16 protein-coding genes are annotated in these 17,413 nt (G+C 34.8%); 12 read left to right on the forward strand and 4 right to left on the reverse strand.

Translation table 11 applies throughout. The features are described from left to right. Positions 1 to 5 precede the first annotated feature (5 nt). The 3 genes from ACIDC4_RS15405 to rpoN all read left to right on the forward strand — a co-directional run bounded on the left by ACIDC4_RS15405 (position 6) and on the right by rpoN (position 4,359). The gene (locus ACIDC4_RS15405; protein WP_412043449.1) at positions 6 to 989 is read left to right on the forward strand and encodes a PDDEXK nuclease domain-containing protein; all 984 of its coding nucleotides are present in this window, start codon (positions 6 to 8) and stop codon (positions 987 to 989) included. Positions 990 to 1,311: 322 nt separating this feature from the next. Then, complete coding sequence (gene asnS / locus ACIDC4_RS15410; RefSeq protein WP_412043450.1) at positions 1,312 to 2,760, forward strand: asparagine--tRNA ligase; 1,449 nt, start codon at positions 1,312 to 1,314, stop codon at positions 2,758 to 2,760. A 138-nt stretch (positions 2,761 to 2,898) separates the two neighbouring features. Beyond that, complete coding sequence (rpoN, locus tag ACIDC4_RS15415) at positions 2,899 to 4,359, forward strand: RNA polymerase factor sigma-54 (protein ID WP_194617715.1); 1,461 nt, start codon at positions 2,899 to 2,901, stop codon at positions 4,357 to 4,359. Between the two features lie 1,355 nt (positions 4,360 to 5,714). On the opposite strand, the gene ACIDC4_RS15420 is transcribed toward rpoN, so the two are convergent. Beyond that, positions 5,715 to 6,152 carry a hypothetical protein gene (locus tag ACIDC4_RS15420; protein WP_412043451.1) on the reverse strand — a complete coding sequence of 146 codons (438 nt, stop codon included), beginning with the start codon at positions 6,150 to 6,152 and terminating at the stop codon, positions 5,715 to 5,717. Between the two features lie 25 nt (positions 6,153 to 6,177). Then, on the reverse strand, positions 6,178 to 6,768 hold the full coding sequence (locus ACIDC4_RS15425) for a thymidine kinase (RefSeq protein ID WP_029270718.1): 591 nt from the start codon (positions 6,766 to 6,768) through the stop codon (positions 6,178 to 6,180). 236 nt (positions 6,769 to 7,004) lie between these two features. Between ACIDC4_RS15425 and ACIDC4_RS15430 the strand changes: the two genes are divergently transcribed. From ACIDC4_RS15430 to ACIDC4_RS15470, 9 genes are all read left to right on the forward strand, one after another. After that, on the forward strand, positions 7,005 to 8,054 hold the full coding sequence (locus ACIDC4_RS15430) for a hypothetical protein (RefSeq protein WP_412043452.1): 1,050 nt from the start codon (positions 7,005 to 7,007) through the stop codon (positions 8,052 to 8,054). Between the two features lie 123 nt (positions 8,055 to 8,177). Further along, positions 8,178 to 8,915 (forward strand): 16S rRNA (cytidine(1402)-2'-O)-methyltransferase, encoded by a 738-nt coding sequence (rsmI, locus tag ACIDC4_RS15435; protein WP_412043453.1) that lies wholly within the window; start codon positions 8,178 to 8,180, stop codon positions 8,913 to 8,915. Positions 8,916 to 9,058: 143 nt separating this feature from the next. After that, the gene (locus ACIDC4_RS15440; RefSeq protein WP_412043454.1) at positions 9,059 to 9,403 is read left to right on the forward strand and encodes a HopJ type III effector protein; all 345 of its coding nucleotides are present in this window, start codon (positions 9,059 to 9,061) and stop codon (positions 9,401 to 9,403) included. Between the two features lie 151 nt (positions 9,404 to 9,554). Then, positions 9,555 to 11,255, forward strand: coding sequence for a single-stranded-DNA-specific exonuclease RecJ (recJ, locus tag ACIDC4_RS15445; RefSeq protein WP_412043455.1), 1,701 nt, complete (start codon positions 9,555 to 9,557; stop codon positions 11,253 to 11,255). Next, entirely contained in the window at positions 11,245 to 12,525 is a 1,281-nt protein-coding gene (locus ACIDC4_RS15450; RefSeq protein ID WP_412043456.1) for an MFS transporter, read from the forward strand. The genes recJ and ACIDC4_RS15450 overlap by 11 nt, the downstream gene beginning before the upstream one ends. 3 nt (positions 12,526 to 12,528) lie before the next feature. Continuing rightward, on the forward strand, positions 12,529 to 13,452 hold the full coding sequence (locus ACIDC4_RS15455; RefSeq protein ID WP_412043457.1) for an alpha/beta fold hydrolase: 924 nt from the start codon (positions 12,529 to 12,531) through the stop codon (positions 13,450 to 13,452). 46 nt (positions 13,453 to 13,498) lie between these two features. After that, the gene (locus ACIDC4_RS15460) at positions 13,499 to 14,362 is read left to right on the forward strand and encodes a carboxypeptidase-like regulatory domain-containing protein (protein ID WP_412043458.1); all 864 of its coding nucleotides are present in this window, start codon (positions 13,499 to 13,501) and stop codon (positions 14,360 to 14,362) included. 115 nt (positions 14,363 to 14,477) lie between these two features. Next, positions 14,478 to 14,834 carry a hypothetical protein gene (locus tag ACIDC4_RS15465; protein WP_412043459.1) on the forward strand — a complete coding sequence of 119 codons (357 nt, stop codon included), beginning with the start codon at positions 14,478 to 14,480 and terminating at the stop codon, positions 14,832 to 14,834. An 83-nt stretch (positions 14,835 to 14,917) separates the two neighbouring features. Next, positions 14,918 to 16,120 (forward strand): cytochrome c3 family protein, encoded by a 1,203-nt coding sequence (locus tag ACIDC4_RS15470; protein WP_412043460.1) that lies wholly within the window; start codon positions 14,918 to 14,920, stop codon positions 16,118 to 16,120. Between the two features lie 7 nt (positions 16,121 to 16,127). Here ACIDC4_RS15470 and ACIDC4_RS15475 read toward each other — a convergent pair whose 3' ends face one another. Both ACIDC4_RS15475 and ACIDC4_RS15480 read right to left on the reverse strand, forming a co-directional pair. Beyond that, a complete protein-coding gene (locus ACIDC4_RS15475; RefSeq protein ID WP_230033444.1) occupies positions 16,128 to 16,871 on the reverse strand; it encodes a UDP-2,3-diacylglucosamine diphosphatase in 744 nt (247 codons plus the stop codon). Positions 16,872 to 16,944: 73 nt separating this feature from the next. Next, a complete protein-coding gene (locus ACIDC4_RS15480; RefSeq protein ID WP_230033446.1) occupies positions 16,945 to 17,397 on the reverse strand; it encodes a 6-pyruvoyl trahydropterin synthase family protein in 453 nt (150 codons plus the stop codon). Between the last annotated feature and the right edge of the window lie 16 nt (positions 17,398 to 17,413).

Below are 17,413 nucleotides of genomic sequence, written 5' to 3' on the forward strand. Positions count from 1 at the left end.
AAAGTATGGATACAGATTTTTCGGAGATCACCAGTTTAATTAAGCAAACCCGAATTAACGCTATAAAAATAGTCAATTCTGAGTTGATCAATTTATATTGGAATATTGGTCAATATATCCATTTAAAAATAGAACAAGCGGCTTGGGGACAATCTATAGTAAAGGAATTATCTGAATATATTCAGCATAATGAACCCGGCGCAAAAGGCTTTTCGGATAAAAATCTTTGGCGAATGAAGCAATTTTATGATGCTTACAAAGATTTTCCAAAACTCTCAACACTGGCGAGAGAAATTAGCTGGTCACACAATTTAGCTGTTTTTTCAAGATGTAAATTAGTTGAAGAAAGAGAATTTTATCTAAAACTTTCCAAAGAAGAAAATTATAGTTTTAGAGAACTTGAGCGCCAAATTTCGGCAAGCCTATTTGAAAGAACAATTATAGGAAATTCAAAACTCTCAACAGTGTTGAGAGAAATCGACTCAGACATCACCAATTCTTTTAAAGACAAATATGTTTTTGAGTTTCTAAATCTTCCTGAACCACATAATGAAAGCGATTTACAGAAAGGTCTTATCAAACAAATGAAGAATTTCATTCTTGAATTGGGAAAAGATTTTTTATTTATAGATGAAGAATACAGAGTACAAGTAGGAAACAGTGATTTTTTTATTGATTTATTGTTTTATCATCGTGGCTTACAATGCTTAGTTGCATTTGAGTTAAAAACAGATAAATTTAAACCTGAACATTTAGGGCAATTGAATTTCTACTTAGAAGCACTTGATAGAGATGTAAAAAAAGCAAATGAAAACCCAAGTATTGGCGTTTTACTGTGCAAAGACAAGGATAATGAAGTTGTTGAATATTCTTTAAGTCGAAGCTTGTCGCCAACATTGGTTGCTGAATATAAAATGCAACTTCCGGACAAGAAATTACTTCAGCAAAAATTACATGAATTATTTGGTAGAGAAACTGGTGATGAATAACAAAAATAAATCATATACGTAACCCCACAAAGATTGATTGCTTTTGCTTGCGGAATTTCTAGTCTGATTTCTCCTTCGTCGAAATTAACAAAAATGAGAGAAATTGCAAATTCATAAATAATAATTGCTTCTTAAGAAAACGAAATCCCTAGCCCCGATAGCAGCGGTATCCTTTTTCTTGCTCCTTTAGCAAGAAAAAGATATAGCGGATAGCGGGAAACAGCTTCTAATTTTAATAATTATCGTTTATATTTGCAACTCGATATAAAAACACTGATTTTTATTTTAATCTAAAATCAGAAATCTAAAATCTAAAATTAAAATGAGACACACAAAAGTTAAAGACTTATTAAACAGTACGACGACGCTTCAGGAGGTTAATGCAAAAGGATGGGTGAGAACTTTTAGAAATAATCAGTTCATCGCTCTTAATGACGGTTCTACCATTAATAATATACAATGTGTTGTTGATTTTGAAAATACGCCTGACGAAACTTTAAAAAGAATTACTACCGGAGCTGCTATTTCTGTAATTGGTACTTTGATCGAAAGTAAAGGTGCGGGTCAGAAATATGAAATTCAGGTAAATAAATTGGAGATCTTAGGAGATTCTGATGCAGAAAAATTCCCGATACAGCCAAAAAACAAACCTAGTTTGGATTTCTTGCGCGAAAATGCACATTTACGTGTTCGTACAAATATGTTTGGTGCGATTATGCGTGTGCGTTCGGTATTGTCATTTGCGGTTCACAACTATTTTCAACAAAAAGGATTTGTGTACGTAAATACGCCAATTATTACCGGATCTGATGCTGAAGGTGCTGGAGAAATGTTTAAAGTTACGGCTTTACCTTTTGACAACACACCAAGAACTGAAGACGGAAAAGTAAATTATAAAGAAGATTTCTTCGAAAAAGAAACAAACTTAACAGTTTCTGGACAATTAGAAGGTGAAACTTACGCGATGGCTTTGGGTCAGATTTATACTTTTGGACCAACTTTTAGAGCTGAAAACTCCAATACTTCTCGTCACCTTGCAGAATTTTGGATGATTGAGCCAGAAGTTGCTTTCAACAATCTTGATGACAACATGGATTTGGCTGAAGATTTTATTCAGTACGTAATTAAATATGCTTTAGACAATTGTCAGGATGATTTGAAGTTTTTAGAAGGAAGACTTTTAGATGAAGAAAAATCAAAACCTCAGGCAGAAAGAAGCGAAATGGCTTTGCTTGAAAAATTGAACTTCGTTTTGGAGAACAACTTCAAACGTGTTTCTTATACGGAAGCAATTGACATTTTGAGAGATTCAACTCCAAACAAAAAGAAAAAATTTCAATATATCATCAACGAATGGGGAGCTGATTTACAGTCAGAACACGAGCGCTATTTAGTGGAGAAACACTTTAAATGTCCAGTAATTTTGTTTGATTACCCTGCAAATATTAAAGCGTTTTACATGCGTTTGAACGACAACACTGAATCAGGAAGAGAAACGGTTCGTGCAATGGATATCCTTTTCCCTGGAATTGGAGAAATTGTTGGTGGTTCTGAAAGAGAAGAGCGTTACGATGTTCTAATCGAAAAAATGAAAGCCCTGGAAATCGACGAAGAAGAATTATCATGGTATTTAGATACCAGAAGATTTGGTTCTGCAACTCACGCAGGTTTCGGATTAGGATTTGAGCGTTTGGTATTGTTTGTAACAGGTATGACAAACATTAGAGACGTAATTCCTTTCCCGAGAACTCCTGGAAATGCAGAATTTTAGAAAAAAGGTTCTAAGGTGCTAAGACACTGAGGTTCTAAGTTTTTAAAATATAAATAAAAAATAATTCAACCGCGAATTTAATTCGCCAATATAAGATACTCAGTACCTTAGTACCTCAGTATCTTAGCAACTTTTTTTATGCTAAAGCAATTTTTAAATTTAAAATTATCCCAAAAATTATCTCCACAGCAAATACAGCTGATGAAGTTAATTCAATTGCCTACGCAAGCTTTTGAACAACGTTTATTAGAAGAAATGAACGAAAATCCGGCTCTTGAAGCAGGAAAAGAAGACGAATACGAAGCGGATGAATTCGCAAATGAAGAATACGACGATTATGATGATGCAGAATCTGACAGAATCGAAGCAGACGACATTAACATAGACGAATACTTAAGCGACGACGATACTCCGGATTATAAAACTCAGGTGAATAATTATAGTGAAGACGAAGAAAGAGAAACACCTTTTGCTTCTCCGATAAGTTTTCACCAGGATTTAATCAATCAGTTGAATACTTTTATTTTGAATGATGAAGAACGCGAAATCGCTGAATTCCTTGTTGGAAGTATTGATGATATGGGTTACATCCGCAGAAGCGTTCCGGATATTGTAGATGATATGGCTTTTACTCAGGGTATTTATACGGATGAGAAAATGGTCGAAAAAATGCTTCAGGTAATTCATGAATTGGAACCTTCAGGGGTTGGAGCGCGTGATTTGCAGGAATGTTTATTGTTACAATTGAAACACAAAACGCCAACAGAATATGTTGATTTAGCGATTGATATTATCGAAAATCAGTTTGATGCTTTTACCAAAAAACATTACGACAAACTGCTTCAAAAATATGGTGTTTCGAACGAACAGCTTAAAAAAGCGATTCACGAAATCGAAAGATTAAACCCGAAACCGGGCGGATCTTATACCGGAAATAATAAAGTAACGGAGAATGTAGTTCCGGATTTCGCAATCAGAATTGTTGATGGCGAACTGGAACTGACTTTAAACGGAAGAAATGCTCCTTCCCTGCACGTTTCTAAGGATTATCAGGAAATGATGCAGACGTATAAGGATTCTCGTGATAAATCATCCGCTCAAAAAGATGCGGTTCAGTTTATCAAACAAAAACTGGATTCGGCTAAATGGTTTATCGATGCGATAAGACAACGTCAGGAAACGCTGTTTGTAACGATGAATGCGATTATGCATTATCAGGAAGAATATTTCTTAGATGGCGACGAAACTAAGCTAAAACCAATGATCTTAAAAGACATTGCAGATATGGTTGGTTTGGATATTTCGACAATTTCGCGTGTTGCCAACAGTAAATATGTAGAAACGCCATACGGAACGAAACTAATCAAGGAATTTTTCTCTGAAGCGATGAAAAACGATCAGGGTGAAGATGTTTCGACTTTAGAAATCAAAAAGATTCTTAAAAATACAATTGAAGAAGAAGACAAAAAGAAGCCTTTACCAGACGATCAACTGGCGGAAATCTTAAAAGAAAAAGGCTATCCTATTGCCAGAAGAACTATCGCAAAATACCGTGAACAACTGGATATTCCGGTAGCAAGAATGAGAAAGAAGATTTAAGTTTTTTTCCACCATTAAGAGATTAAGAAAAATTAAGCTTACTTTGAGTTTATAATACATAGCAAACCCGATAGGTTAAAAAAACCTGTCGGGTTTGCTGTTTTATTAATCTGTAGAAATATACATTATTCGTTATTCCGTAGGAATATTTCATCGGTAGAAAAAAAATATTACGATTTTCCAATTGTGTCCTGTAGGGACACTTGTTTCATGAAATCAATCATCAACATATCCATTTGATTATTCAAACGTTCCTACGGAACGTATATTCACAAATCATTTAAAATAGCTACCGACCAGACATTCCTACGGAATGAATGGAAATCCTTTAAAACAAAAAAACAACAGGTCCAAAAAACCTGTAGGGTTTATTTTCTATATTTTCACATATCAAAACCGGATTAAAATCCGGCCCTACAATATAAACCGAGCCGAAGGATCTTTTATAGTTCCGGAGGAACATATCATATTGTAGAGCTGGACTTCAGTCCAGCTTAAAACAGAAATATGATTAATTCAAATCAAAAACAAAAAACCCAACAAATTCAAAATCTGTTGGGTTTATTTTTTTTACATTTTCACATATCAAAACCGGATTAAAATCCGGCCCTACAATATAAACCGAGCCCAAGGCTCTTTTATAGTTCCGGAGGAACATATTATATTGTAGAGCTGGACTTCAGTCCAGTTTAAAACAGAAATATGATTATTTTAAATCAAAACAAAAAATCCAACAGATCTAAAAAAATCTGTAGGGTTTATTTTCTATTTTCACATATCAAACCGGATTAAAATCCGGCCCTACAATATAAACCGAGCCGAAGGCTCTTTTATAGTTCCGGAGGAACATACTATATTGTAGAGCTGGACTTCAGTCCAGTTTAAAACAGGAATATGATTAATTCAAATCAAAAACAAAAAACCCAACAAATTCAAAATCTGTTGGGTTTATTTTTTTACATTCTCACATATTAAACCGGATTAAAATCCGGCCCTACAATATAAACCGAGCCGAAGGCTCTTTTATAGTTCCGGAGGAACATATTATATTGTAGAGCTGGACTTCAGTCCAGTTTAAAACAGGAATATTATTAATTCAAATCAAAAACAAAAAACCCAACAAATTCAAAATCTGTCGGGTTTTCTTTCTACATTTTGACATATTAAACCCGATTAAAATCCGGCCCTACAATATAAACCGAGCCAAAGGCTCTTTTATAGTTCCGGAGAAACATATTATATTGTAGAGCTGGACTTCAGTCCAGTTTAAAACAGAAATATGATTAATTCAAATCAAAAACAAAAAACCCAACAAATTCAAAATCTGTTGGGTTTTCATTTATTCAAACATCAGCTTATTTATACTGATCAGGCAAAATTCTTATTTTAAATAAAGTTACTTTCTTTTTGTCGTAATAATTATAAATCAATGAAAAATCATTGTCCCTAAAAACCTGAAGACCCGGATTTGCTTTAGCAGTGCTTATTAAGCTTTTTTCGATCTCTTCCTGTATGATATTGATTTCTGCTTTTTCTTTTTCTACATTCAGCAATGTCAAATTATACTGAACAGTTCTTTCTTCAGGCAAACTCACACTATCTAAACGAATGCCTTCCTGAATTGTCAGCGGGCAATTTTTATTATATTTTGCAATAAGTTCCGTCACCTCGGTATTAACTTCCTTGACGCTTTTAGAAAGATAAAACTGAAAATAAGCAACCAGCACCAATGCGATTCCAATTCCAATTAATAGTAGGATATTTTGCTTCCTTTTACTTTGTTTTTCTTCCATATGTTTACTAAAACTTAATTGAATATTACTTTTCCTGGCTTTTTTTCATTGCATTATAATAAGCTGCGCGGCTTAAAGGTTCGTACTCTTCAGTCTCTCCAAGCATTACCAACTTATCATTATCTGTTTTTCTGAAACTATAATTCGCCAGATTTCCTGTTCTGGTACAAACAGCATGAACTTTAGTTACATATTCGGCAGTTGCCATAAGTGCCGGCATTGGACCAAAAGGGTTTCCTTTAAAATCCATATCAAGTCCTGCAACTATCACACGAATTCCCTGATTAGCAAGATCATTACAAACTGTAACTATCTCATCATCAAAAAACTGTGCTTCATCAATTCCGATAACGTCGCAGCCTTGTGCTAAAATAGCAATATTGGCAGCAGCCGGAACCGGAGTAGAACGAATTTCGTTAGCATCATGAGACACTACCATTTCGTCATGATAGCGGGTATCAATTGCGGGTTTAAAAATTTCGACTCTTTGTTTGGCAAATTGGGCGCGTTTTAATCTGCGGATTAACTCCTCGGTTTTACCCGAAAACATTGATCCACAAATAACTTCAATCCAACCAAATTGTTCTTTGTGATTTACTGTATTTTCGAGAAACATTTTGTATTTTTCTACCTTTAAAAATGAATAGTTTTTATTACTTTGTACTGGTAATAAATCGACGTGAAAAATCGTTGTTTTTCACTTTTTCAAAAGTAGAAAATTTTTATCAAATCGGAGATTCGCAAACGCTTATTAACAGAAATAAAAAAATATCTTTTAGATTTCTACCGGGAATAAAGACATTCAAATACAAAATATACTAAAATACCCTATTCACTATAATTTCAACAGTTATGAAAAAAAAATTGGAAGCCGATTTAATCAGCATTGCACATCGAATTTTAAAGCTTAAAAACAAATCCGATATCAATCAATTGTATCTTGAAACGCAGAAATTATATGAGAAATTAGCGGTTTTAAAGTTTGTAGACGAAAATTTCGACACTTTGAAGCCAACAATTGGTCACAGCGAAATTACTTCTGAAATTGAATCTATTTTTGATAAAGAAGAAATAATTCCGGCAGAAGTTAAAATCGAAGAACCAATTGCAGTTGCAGAAACTCCAATTGAAACTATAGCTGAACCGGAAGTTACAGAAGAAATCAAAGCAGAAGAAGCTGCCGAAGAAATCGTTACAGAAGAAGCTGTTGAAGAAGAAATTGTCGCAGAAATTCCTGAAGAAGTAATTCCGGAAATTATTTCGGAGCCAATTGCTGAAGTAATCGAAGAACCTGTTGCTGAAAAAATCGAAGAACTCATTGCTGAAACTAAAACTGAAGCAGTTGAAGAACTTTCTTTTACAACCGTTAGCGATTTAAAACCAATTCCGGATTTTGTACCTCTTTTTGAATTAGATAAACCAGAAGAAAAAGAACCGGAAAAAGAAGAACCTAAAGCAGAAATTTCAATACCAAATCCTATGACAATCACGTTTGAAGATTTTGGAGTGAATTATGCCGATGCGCAATTTGTAAAAGTAGATAGTTTTGAAAACGTTGCCTCTACTCCTGCTCCGGTGATCAATGAGTTTAAAGAGAAAAAAGAAAATATCGAAACTGTTGTTATAGAAAAACCAGCAGAAACAAAAGCTGTTACTTTAAACGAAAAACTGGCAAAAGGTTTCCATATTGATTTAAATGACCGAATTGCTTTCACCAAAAACCTTTTCGGAAACAGTTCTGAAGATTATAGCCGCGTTCTCAATCAGTTATTGACTTTTGACTCTTACGTTGAAGCGCAGGAGTTTATAGAAAACATGGTAAAACCGGATTATAATAATTGGGACGGAAAAGACGATTACGCAGAACGTTTCCTGGGAATTGTCGAGAAGAAATTCTCATAAAAAGTAAAACACAAATTACACGAATTAGCACGAATTTTTCTTTGTGAAATTTTTTAAAGACACCTGAAATTTGTGTCAATTAGTGAAATTCGTGTTCTAATTAAAATAGAATAGCGAAAAATTATGTCTAAATTATATATCGTTCCAACGCCTATTGGCAATCTTGAAGACATGACTTTTCGTGCCATCAGAATTCTGAAAGAAGTCGATTTGATCTTGGCCGAAGATACCAGAACCAGTGGTAAATTGTTGAAGCATTTTGAAATTGGCACGCACATGCACAGCCATCATATGCACAATGAGCATAAAACAACCGAGAATTTGATTGCGCGTTTGAAAGCCGGTGAAACTATCGCTCTGATTTCGGATGCAGGAACTCCGGCAATTTCAGATCCCGGTTTTTTATTGACGCGCGCTTGTGTCGAAAATAAAATCGAAGTCGAATGTTTGCCTGGTGCAACTGCTTTTGTCCCTGCTTTGGTAAACAGCGGATTACCTAATGACAAGTTTATTTTTGAAGGTTTTCTGCCTGATAAAAAAGGACGTCAGACTCGTTTTTTGGCTTTAGCCGAAGAAACAAGAACGATGATTTTATACGTTTCTCCGCATAAACTCGTTAAAACATTAGCTGAATTTATTCAGTATTTCGGAGAAGACAGACAAGTTTGCGTTTCACGAGAATTATCAAAACTTCATGAAGAAAATGTTCGTGGAACTGCGAGAGAAGTTTTAACCCATTTTGAAAAAACAGCACCACGTGGCGAAATTGTAGTAGTCGTTGCCGGAAAAACAATAACAAAAGAACCTAAGAAAAGTAAGTTTTCTAAGGATGATGAAAAAGAAGAAGAAGAAGAAGATTAAAAAATATTTATGCCACAGAATAAAAAAGTTGCCACGAATTTCACTAATTATCACGAATTCAATTAGTGCAAATTCGTGAAATTCGTGGCAAAAAAATCTTTCGAATCATTTTAATCTGTGGCAAAAAAACTAAAATTATACTCATGAGCATACAAGCCTTTTTAGAAAAAGTAAAACAAACTCCAAACGAAATAACATTCCCGGAAACTATTGCAGTAATCGAGGAAAATTACAATTTTACTCCAACCGCTTTCCTAAACGGAACGCAGCATAACGCTGCCGGAGAAAACTCTGGTTCTTGCAAATTATTTTCTTTTGCCAAATTGCAAAACTTAAGCAAAGACGAAACTTTGGCTTGTTTTGGCTCTTTTTATTTCGAAGAAGTTTTAAAAGATCCAAACGGAACGAATCACCAAAACATTAGAAATTTCATCAACTTAGGCTGGGACGGAATTCAGTTTGAAGGGAATGCACTAGAGCTGAAGTAAAAATAAAATTCTGCCACAGATTTCACAGATTAACACAGATTAAAAAATCCATTTAAATCTTTTAATCTGTGGCAAAAAAAATAAATATCAGATTAAACGATTTTTGATTTCTCAAATCTAAAATCTAAAATCTAAAATCTACAATAAAAAAATGCGTTGGACATTAAAAACAAAACCTTCTGAAGATAAAGTCAAACATTTGGCGCAAGCCCTGAATGTAGAAGATTTTGTAGCAACCCTTTTGATTCAGCGTGGCATTGAAACTTTTGAAGATGCCAAGAATTTCTTTCGTCCTTCGTTAGAACATCTTCATGATCCTTTCTTGATGAAAGACATGGATAAAGCGGTTGCGAGAATCGAATTGGCGATAGAAAATCAAGAAAACATTTTGGTTTTTGGCGATTATGATGTTGATGGAACAACGGCTGTTTCTTTGGTTTCGGCCTATTTAAAATCACATTATCCCAATATTGCTACTTATATTCCGGATCGTTATGCAGAGGGTTACGGAATCTCTTTTAAAGGAATTGACTTTGCCGATGATAACGGATTTTCATTAATCATAGCACTCGACTGCGGAATAAAATCTATTGATCATATCGCCTACGCGAAAGAAAAAAACATCGATTTTATTATTTGTGATCACCACCGCCCAGGAGAATTTCTTCCGGATGCGGTTGCAATTTTAGATCCAAAAAGAGAAGATTGCTTTTATCCTTATGATGAATTGTGCGGTTGCGGCGTTGGTTTTAAACTGATTCAGGCTTTAGGAACAAACAGAAACGAAACAATTGAAGATTTAGTTCCGTATCTGGATTTAGTTGCCACAGCAATTGCAGCCGATATTGTACCTATTACAGGCGAAAACAGAGTTTTGGCTTACTTCGGATTACAGGTTATCAACTCAGATCCGAGACCCGGAATCAAAGCTTTGGTGCATCAGGTAAAAAAGAAAACATTGGATATTACTGATGTTGTCTTTATTGTTTCACCAAGAATAAATGCTGCCGGAAGAATCAAACACGGAAATCATGCGGTTGAATTATTGACGGAATTTAATTTCGAACAAGCACAACAATTTGCATCCGAAATAGAGCAATACAACTCAGACCGAAAAGATCTGGACAAACAAATCACTAAAGAAGCTTTTCAGCAAATTATACAAAATCAGGAGGAAGACCGATATTCGACCGTTGTATTTCAGGAAGACTGGCACAAAGGCGTGATCGGAATTGTAGCTTCGAGACTAATCGAAACCTATTATCGTCCTACTTTGGTTTTTACCAAAAGTGGCGACAAATATGCGGCTTCGGCAAGATCTGTAAAAGGATTTGATGTTTACAATGCTCTTGATGCCTGTTCGCAGCATTTAGAACAATTTGGAGGGCATATGTACGCTGCAGGAATGACTCTGAAAGCTGAGAACTATAAAACCTTTAAAGACGCTTTTGAAAAACAAGTAGAGGAAACCATTTTACCCGAAATGCGAACTCCGGAAATAGAAGTCGATGCCGAAATTAATTTTAGCGACATTACCCCAAAGCTCATCCGGATTTTAAAACAATTCGAACCTTTTGGCCCTTTGAATATGACACCTGTTTTTATGACGAAAGATGCAAAAGACACAGGCTACGCGAAAACTTTAGGTGCAGACGAAGAACATTTGAGACTTTTTGTGAAACAGCATAACTCAGACGGAATTGCTGCAATAGGTTTTGGCCTTGGAAAAAAAATAAACATCGTAAAAAATCAAAACCCTTTTCAGTTAGCTTATTCTCTAGCCGAAAACGAATGGAACGGCAGCGTTTCTACCCAACTTATGCTTAAAGACATTAGAACAAATGACAACTAAAACAAACAAGCAGGATCCTTATCAGGCGTTACGCTACAGAGAATTTAATGTATTTCTAATATTGCGTTTCGCTATGGTTTTTGCCTGGTCGATGCAATTTATTGTTATTGAATGGGAAGTTTATAGTTTAACCAAAAATCCGCTTTCATTAGGACTTATCGGATTAATGGAAGTAATTCCTGCCGTTGGTATGGCATTATTTGCCGGACATATGGTCGATCAGCGAGAGAAAAAAGGTTTATTGGTAAAGTGTATTCTGGGATTCTCCGTAATTAGTTTTGGACTTTTTTTACTCACCTGGCCAAAAGTCGTTAGCGGCTGGTCTACTGAGGCTATTTTATATTCGATTTACTTTTTAGTTTTTATTGGCGGACTGGTTCGTGCTTTTCTTGGCCCAACAATTTTCTCGCTTTTAGCCTTGATTGTCCCTAAAAAAGTATATCCTAATGCTGCAACCTGGAGCAGTTCGGTTTGGCAAATTGGGTCGGTTTTAGGTCCGGCAATTGCAGGATTTTCTATCAATTATATTGGGGTGCACTGGTCGATGTGTTCTGTTTTTGCATGTTCACTTTTTGCTTTAATTGCTTTATCTCAAATTAGTAAAAAACCAATCCTCAATCCTAAAATTGGTGAACCTATAATGGAAAGCCTTAAAGAAGGTTTAAAGTTTGTTTTCAATAACAAAACGATTTTAGGAGTACTTTCTCTTGATATGGTTGCTGTTCTTTTTGGTGGAGCCGTTGCTTTATTACCTGTATTTGCTCAGGATATCTTAAAAGTAGGCCCTGAAGGCTTTGGAGTTTTGAGAGCTGCTCCGGCAGTTGGCGCTTTTATAACAATGATGATATCTGCTTATGTTCCTTTATACAAAAAAGCAGGTATGAAACTTTTAGGGGCCATTTTTGTTTTCGGATTATCGATTATTCTATTTGGAGTGTCGACTATTTTCTGGATTTCTGTATTCGCATTATTTTTAAGTGGTCTTGCTGACGGAATTTCGGTTGTAATTCGCCAAACCATTTTACAGCTTAAAACTCCCGATCATATGCGCGGCCGTGTAGCTGCCGTAAACTCTATGTTTGTAGGATCATCAAACGAATTAGGCGCTTTTGAGAGTGGTTTAACAGCCAAATTGATGACACCTGTTATTTCGGTGGTTTTTGGCGGAAGCATGACACTTTTAACCGTTTTAGGCTTTGGTTTAAAATCTCCTACTTTTAGAAATTTAGATCTTCGCAAAGACATGGAAGATCATCAAAATATGGAATAACAAATGAAGAAGATATTTTTATTGTCGTTGCTTTCCCTATCATTCTTAGTTAGTAGCCAAGCCCTTTACATCAAAACCTACGGAAACAAAAGTGACAAACCCATTATTTTTGTTCACGGAGGTCCAAGCGGCAATGCTACACTTTTTGAAGGCAGCAATACCGCAGAAGAACTTTCGAAGAAAGGCTTTTTTGTCATTGCTTACGACCGAAGAGGCGAAGGAAGATCTACAGATCCTAATGCCAAATTTACTTACGCAGAAGCTTTCCAGGATCTAAATGCGATTTATAAAAATTATCATCTCAGAAAAGCCACGCTTCTTGCTCATAGTTTTGGCGGACTGGTTGCGACTTTATATGCTGAGAAATATCCTCAAAATATCAATGCGCTAATTCTTGCCGGAGCTTTATTTTCGCAACAGGAAACATACAATCATATTCTGGATTCGGTTAAAAAAATATATACTAAAAAGAATGATTTGGCCAAACTCGATAAAGTAGCTCTTGTTGAAAAACTCAATAAAAATTCTGCCGAATATCGAAAAGTATGTTTTGAATTGGCCGGAGAAAATAATTTCTTTAAAATACCACATCCAACCGAAGAATCGAAAAAATTATATGCTGCTTATGATGCAAGTGATTTTTTTAAAACCAACATTAGAAATAAAAATGCTCCTTTACTTTTCTATCAAAACGAAAAGAAAAACAATATAGACACCAGGCCATCTTTAAAAAAAATAAAAGCTGAAGGCATTCCTATTTATGCGATTTATGGCAAAGAAGATGGCGTATTTTCTACAGAACAACTTAGCTCTATTAAGAATTTGGCAGGTAAAAATCATTTCGCTTTATTGGACAATTGCTCACACTATCTCTTTGTTGATCAACAAAAAGAGTTTCTTTCGAATGTTAAAAATTGGATAAAGTAAGTTTTGTTTTTAATGGTTTTTCATTTCTTTATAAGAAATTTTCTAAATGAAATTCACGAACCTTTTACTTTTATTCCTGATTGCTTTTAATTGCTTTTCTCAGGAAAAAACCATTTCCGGCGAAATAAAAGACGCGCAAACCAATTCGATTTTAGAATACGTAAATGTGGGAATCAATAATAAAAATGCAGGGACGGTTTCAAACTCACAAGGCATTTTCAACTTAAAACTTAATGATAAAGTTGGTGCTAATGACACTATTGTATTCTCTTATGTGGGTTATAATTCCAAAAAAATAATTGTAAATCAATTAAAACAAGAAAAGAATCTGATCCTTTTAGAGCCTTCGGACAATATGCTAAAGGAAGTGGTTATAAAGTTCAAACAGCCTAAACCCAAACAATTTGGCAGAAGTGCGAAAGGCCTTTCACTAATGCATTCTAATTTTTACTACGCTCTTGATAAAGATGTTGATGACCGGTTAAGCCGCGAAAGAGGAATGAAATTTAAAATCAAAAAAGACTGTAAGCTGAGCGATTTTAATTTTAATATTACTTCAAACGAGTTCAAATCAGTCAAATTTAGATTGAATTTTTACAAAATAGAAAATGATCTGCCCACTAATCTCATCGTGGATAAGGATATTATTTTTGAAGTAAAAAATGGATTTCGGGGTTTATACACTTTAGATTTAAATCCTTTTGACATTTATCTCGATAAGGAAATGGGTGACATTGCCGTAACCATTCAATGGATTGAAAGTGTAAAAGAAAACGAAAAAAGTAAATTTTTCGCCATTTCAACTGCTATGTCAGCTACTGAAACGAGTTTTTACAGAGAAAAAAACAGGAGCAATTGGTATAAAAGCGGTCAGAGTTTGACTTTTTACCTCAACGCAATGTGTCAATAACAACATTGATCTTACGATCTAGTTATCGGTTAACATAAAATTATCTTTTTTATGACTTTTTTATTTAGAATTAATATAAATAATATTTATATTTGTTGAAATAAAGGGATTTATAATGAGAGAAATAGAACAATTATACCACAACAACTTCGGTATCGCCTTTTACTGGAAAAAGGACAACGAAACTATAACTGATAAAATACAATTGGTTTTTAAGGAAACCGGATTCTACTTTACGATCCAGGAATTAAATTATTTTTGTGATTTAATCGAAGACAGCATGATCGAAAATGCTTGTTGCGAAGCTTGTGAATTAAAAAACTCCTGTCACAAATTTTTACTTAAAACTCCATGTGCATCCATAGATTTAGCAGTTTCTGTAAAGGAATTAAAATCGATTAAGGATTTGGTTGAAGGTTCTTTATTCAGAATTGAGCTTGACGAATATGTTTACGGAGTTGGCTTAAACTAAGATACATTCTAAATATTTTAACAACATTTTTTCATTATTGAAATATATTTTGATTTTCTTCAAAAAAAAGTATATTTACAGCAATGAAAAAAACCAGAATACTTTTTATCCTTATTTTTTTGGCAGTTTTCTTTTCGAACTGCAATAATAAATCCGACGAATATATTGATCCGCGAGGTCCTGATTATGCGGGTTCCGAAAGCTGCATTCAATGCCATAAGGTAGAATACGACATGGCGTTAAAAAGTTCGCATTTTAAAGCAACTGCACCTGCTGTTTTAGGAAATGTCCTTGGCGATTTCGACGAAAAAAACCACACTTTTATTTACGACAAAGACACTAAACTGGTCATGGAGAAACGCAATGACAGTTTATATCAGGTTTTATATAAAAACGGAAAGGAAGTTCAGGCACATCGCTTTGAAATCGTTTTTGGTACTAAACATGCACAAACATCAGTTTATTGGCGAAACAATAATACCTACGAATTGCCACTTTCTTATTATAATGCAATAAATAGCTGGGCAACAAGTCCGGGCTTTCCTGCTGACAAGCCTTATTTTGACCGAAAGGTTATAAAAGATTGTTATGGTTGTCACAGTTCGAACATAAGCAGCAGAAGTGTAAACCAGAAACCTGAAGAGGTAAATTTTCTATCTGCAGAAGTTGAAGATGTAATTGATAAAAAAACTATTGTTTACGGAATTGATTGTGAACGCTGCCACGGACCTGCAAAAAAACATTCTGATTTTCATCTGAAAAATCCAAATATAAAAGTAGCCAATAGCATTGTAAGCTATAAAACATTAAACAGACAACAAAAGTTAGATGCTTGTGCACTTTGTCATTCGGGAAATGACGGAATGAAAATGAAATCCCGCTTTGAGTTTAAGCCCGGAGACAATTTATCTGAGTTTTACAGAAGTACCAGAAATGCTAATGACACAACATTTGACGTACATGGCAATCAATTTCATTTAATGTCGCAAAGCAAATGTTTTATCAAAAGCGAAAAAATGGATTGTATTACCTGTCATAATCCACATGAAAATGCTTCTAAAAACTTAGCTTCATACTCTAAAATTTGCATGAGCTGTCATCAGGTTTTAAAACACAACGCAACAACGCTAAAAACGATGTCAGGAAGTTTGCTGGCTAATAATTGTGTCGAGTGCCACATGCCTAAGAAAATGTCGAATGCTATTAAATTTCAAATTTCTAACACCAAAGAAATGTCGAATTATATTTTAAGAACACACAAAATCGGGATTTATCCAGCAAAATAAAAAACAATTATTCGCCGAATTTTTTAAGTTCAAAAGTTTCTCCGTCAAAAACGCCATAGGTAAAATAACCAATCCAGTCACCCAGATTTACATATTTGGCATCTTGACCAACGTCTATAATCATAGGTAAATGACGATGACCAAAAATAAAGTAATTGTAATGTTGGGTTTCGAGTTTGCGTTTGGCGTATAAAACCAGCCATTCGTTTTCCTCGCCTAAAAATTTTACATCTTCGGCACCTGAAATCAATTTGTTTTTAACTGATAAATATTGGGCTAAACTTACGCCAACATCCGGATGTAACCAACGAAAAAGCCATTTAGAAAACGGATTTGTAAATACCTTTTTCATTCGCTTATATCCTTTATCGCCGGGACCTTTTCCGTCGCCGTGACCAATCAGGAATGTTTTTCCGTTAAAAGTAAATTCCTTATTATCATGATATACCGGAATATTCAATTCGGTTTGAAAGTAATCGTTCATCCATAAATCGTGATTTCCCACGAAAAAATAAATCGGGATTCCGCTATCACGAATTTCAGCCAGTTTACCTAAAACGCGTACAAACCCCTTTGGAACAACTGTTTTATATTCGAACCAAAAATCGAATAAATCACCTAATAAAAAAATAGCTTCTGCATCCTGTTTCACCTCATCCAGCCAGGCCACAAATTTTTGTTCACGCGGCAAACTCAACTCAGGCGTTGGAGCACCAAAATGCTGATCAGAAGCAAAATATACTTTCTTCATTGAAGTTATGAGTTAGGAATTAAGAGTTATGAGTTAAACGCTCAATTGGAATTTGGATTTTTTTATTGGAATTTTAAACATTATCGCTCGCGTACCATTCTGCAAACGATGATTCTGTTTCCTGAAGTTTAAGAGAGAAAAGAGAGATATCCTTTGGCAAACGCGCAATGATTCTATCTGCAAAATCAACCACCATGTTTTCGCTTGTTGGCTGATAATCTACTAAAATTACGTGATGACCACGATTTTTCAATTCATTCGCCAATTCGATATGCGGCGTAGTTTCGTTAAAAACCGTTGCATGATCAAACTGATCGACGATTTCTTCTTTTACAATTTTCTTTAAGTCCGAAAAATCAATTACCATTCCGAATTTCACATTCGATCGATCTGTGATTGGCGAACCAATAACCGTTACCGATAATTTATAACTGTGCCCGTGAACGTTTTTGCATTTTCCGTCGTAACCGTACAAAGCATGCCCGGTTTCGAAACTAAATTGCTTTGTAATTCTGATATTACTCATCGATTTGAATTTTAGG

It is taken from the genome of Flavobacterium sp. C3NV (assembly GCF_046825355.2).
Taxonomy (GTDB): Bacteria; Bacteroidota; Bacteroidia; order Flavobacteriales; family Flavobacteriaceae; genus Flavobacterium.

Bases quoted from the DNA above. Each gene is read 5' to 3' on its own strand.
- ACIDC4_RS15405 (WP_412043449.1), top strand. From the start codon at position 6: ATGGATACAGATTTTTCGGAGATCACCAGTTTAATTAAGCAAACCCGA.
- ACIDC4_RS15455 (WP_412043457.1), top strand. From the start codon at position 12,529: ATGAAGAAGATATTTTTATTGTCGTTGCTTTCCCTATCATTCTTAGTT.
- ACIDC4_RS15470 (WP_412043460.1), top strand. From the start codon at position 14,918: ATGAAAAAAACCAGAATACTTTTTATCCTTATTTTTTTGGCAGTTTTC.
- ACIDC4_RS15450 (WP_412043456.1), top strand. From the start codon at position 11,245: ATGACAACTAAAACAAACAAGCAGGATCCTTATCAGGCGTTACGCTAC.
- ACIDC4_RS15420 (WP_412043451.1), bottom strand. From the start codon at position 6,152: ATGGAAGAAAAACAAAGTAAAAGGAAGCAAAATATCCTACTATTAATT.
- ACIDC4_RS15460 (WP_412043458.1), top strand. From the start codon at position 13,499: ATGAAATTCACGAACCTTTTACTTTTATTCCTGATTGCTTTTAATTGC.
- ACIDC4_RS15475 (WP_230033444.1), bottom strand. From the start codon at position 16,871: ATGAAGAAAGTATATTTTGCTTCTGATCAGCATTTTGGTGCTCCAACG.
- ACIDC4_RS15430 (WP_412043452.1), top strand. From the start codon at position 7,005: ATGAAAAAAAAATTGGAAGCCGATTTAATCAGCATTGCACATCGAATT.
- ACIDC4_RS15425 (WP_029270718.1), bottom strand. From the start codon at position 6,768: ATGTTTCTCGAAAATACAGTAAATCACAAAGAACAATTTGGTTGGATT.
- ACIDC4_RS15480 (WP_230033446.1), bottom strand. From the start codon at position 17,397: ATGAGTAATATCAGAATTACAAAGCAATTTAGTTTCGAAACCGGGCAT.
- rsmI (WP_412043453.1), top strand. From the start codon at position 8,178: ATGTCTAAATTATATATCGTTCCAACGCCTATTGGCAATCTTGAAGAC.
- ACIDC4_RS15465 (WP_412043459.1), top strand. From the start codon at position 14,478: ATGAGAGAAATAGAACAATTATACCACAACAACTTCGGTATCGCCTTT.
- asnS (WP_412043450.1), top strand. From the start codon at position 1,312: ATGAGACACACAAAAGTTAAAGACTTATTAAACAGTACGACGACGCTT.
- recJ (WP_412043455.1), top strand. From the start codon at position 9,555: ATGCGTTGGACATTAAAAACAAAACCTTCTGAAGATAAAGTCAAACAT.
- ACIDC4_RS15440 (WP_412043454.1), top strand. From the start codon at position 9,059: ATGAGCATACAAGCCTTTTTAGAAAAAGTAAAACAAACTCCAAACGAA.
- rpoN (WP_194617715.1), top strand. From the start codon at position 2,899: ATGCTAAAGCAATTTTTAAATTTAAAATTATCCCAAAAATTATCTCCA.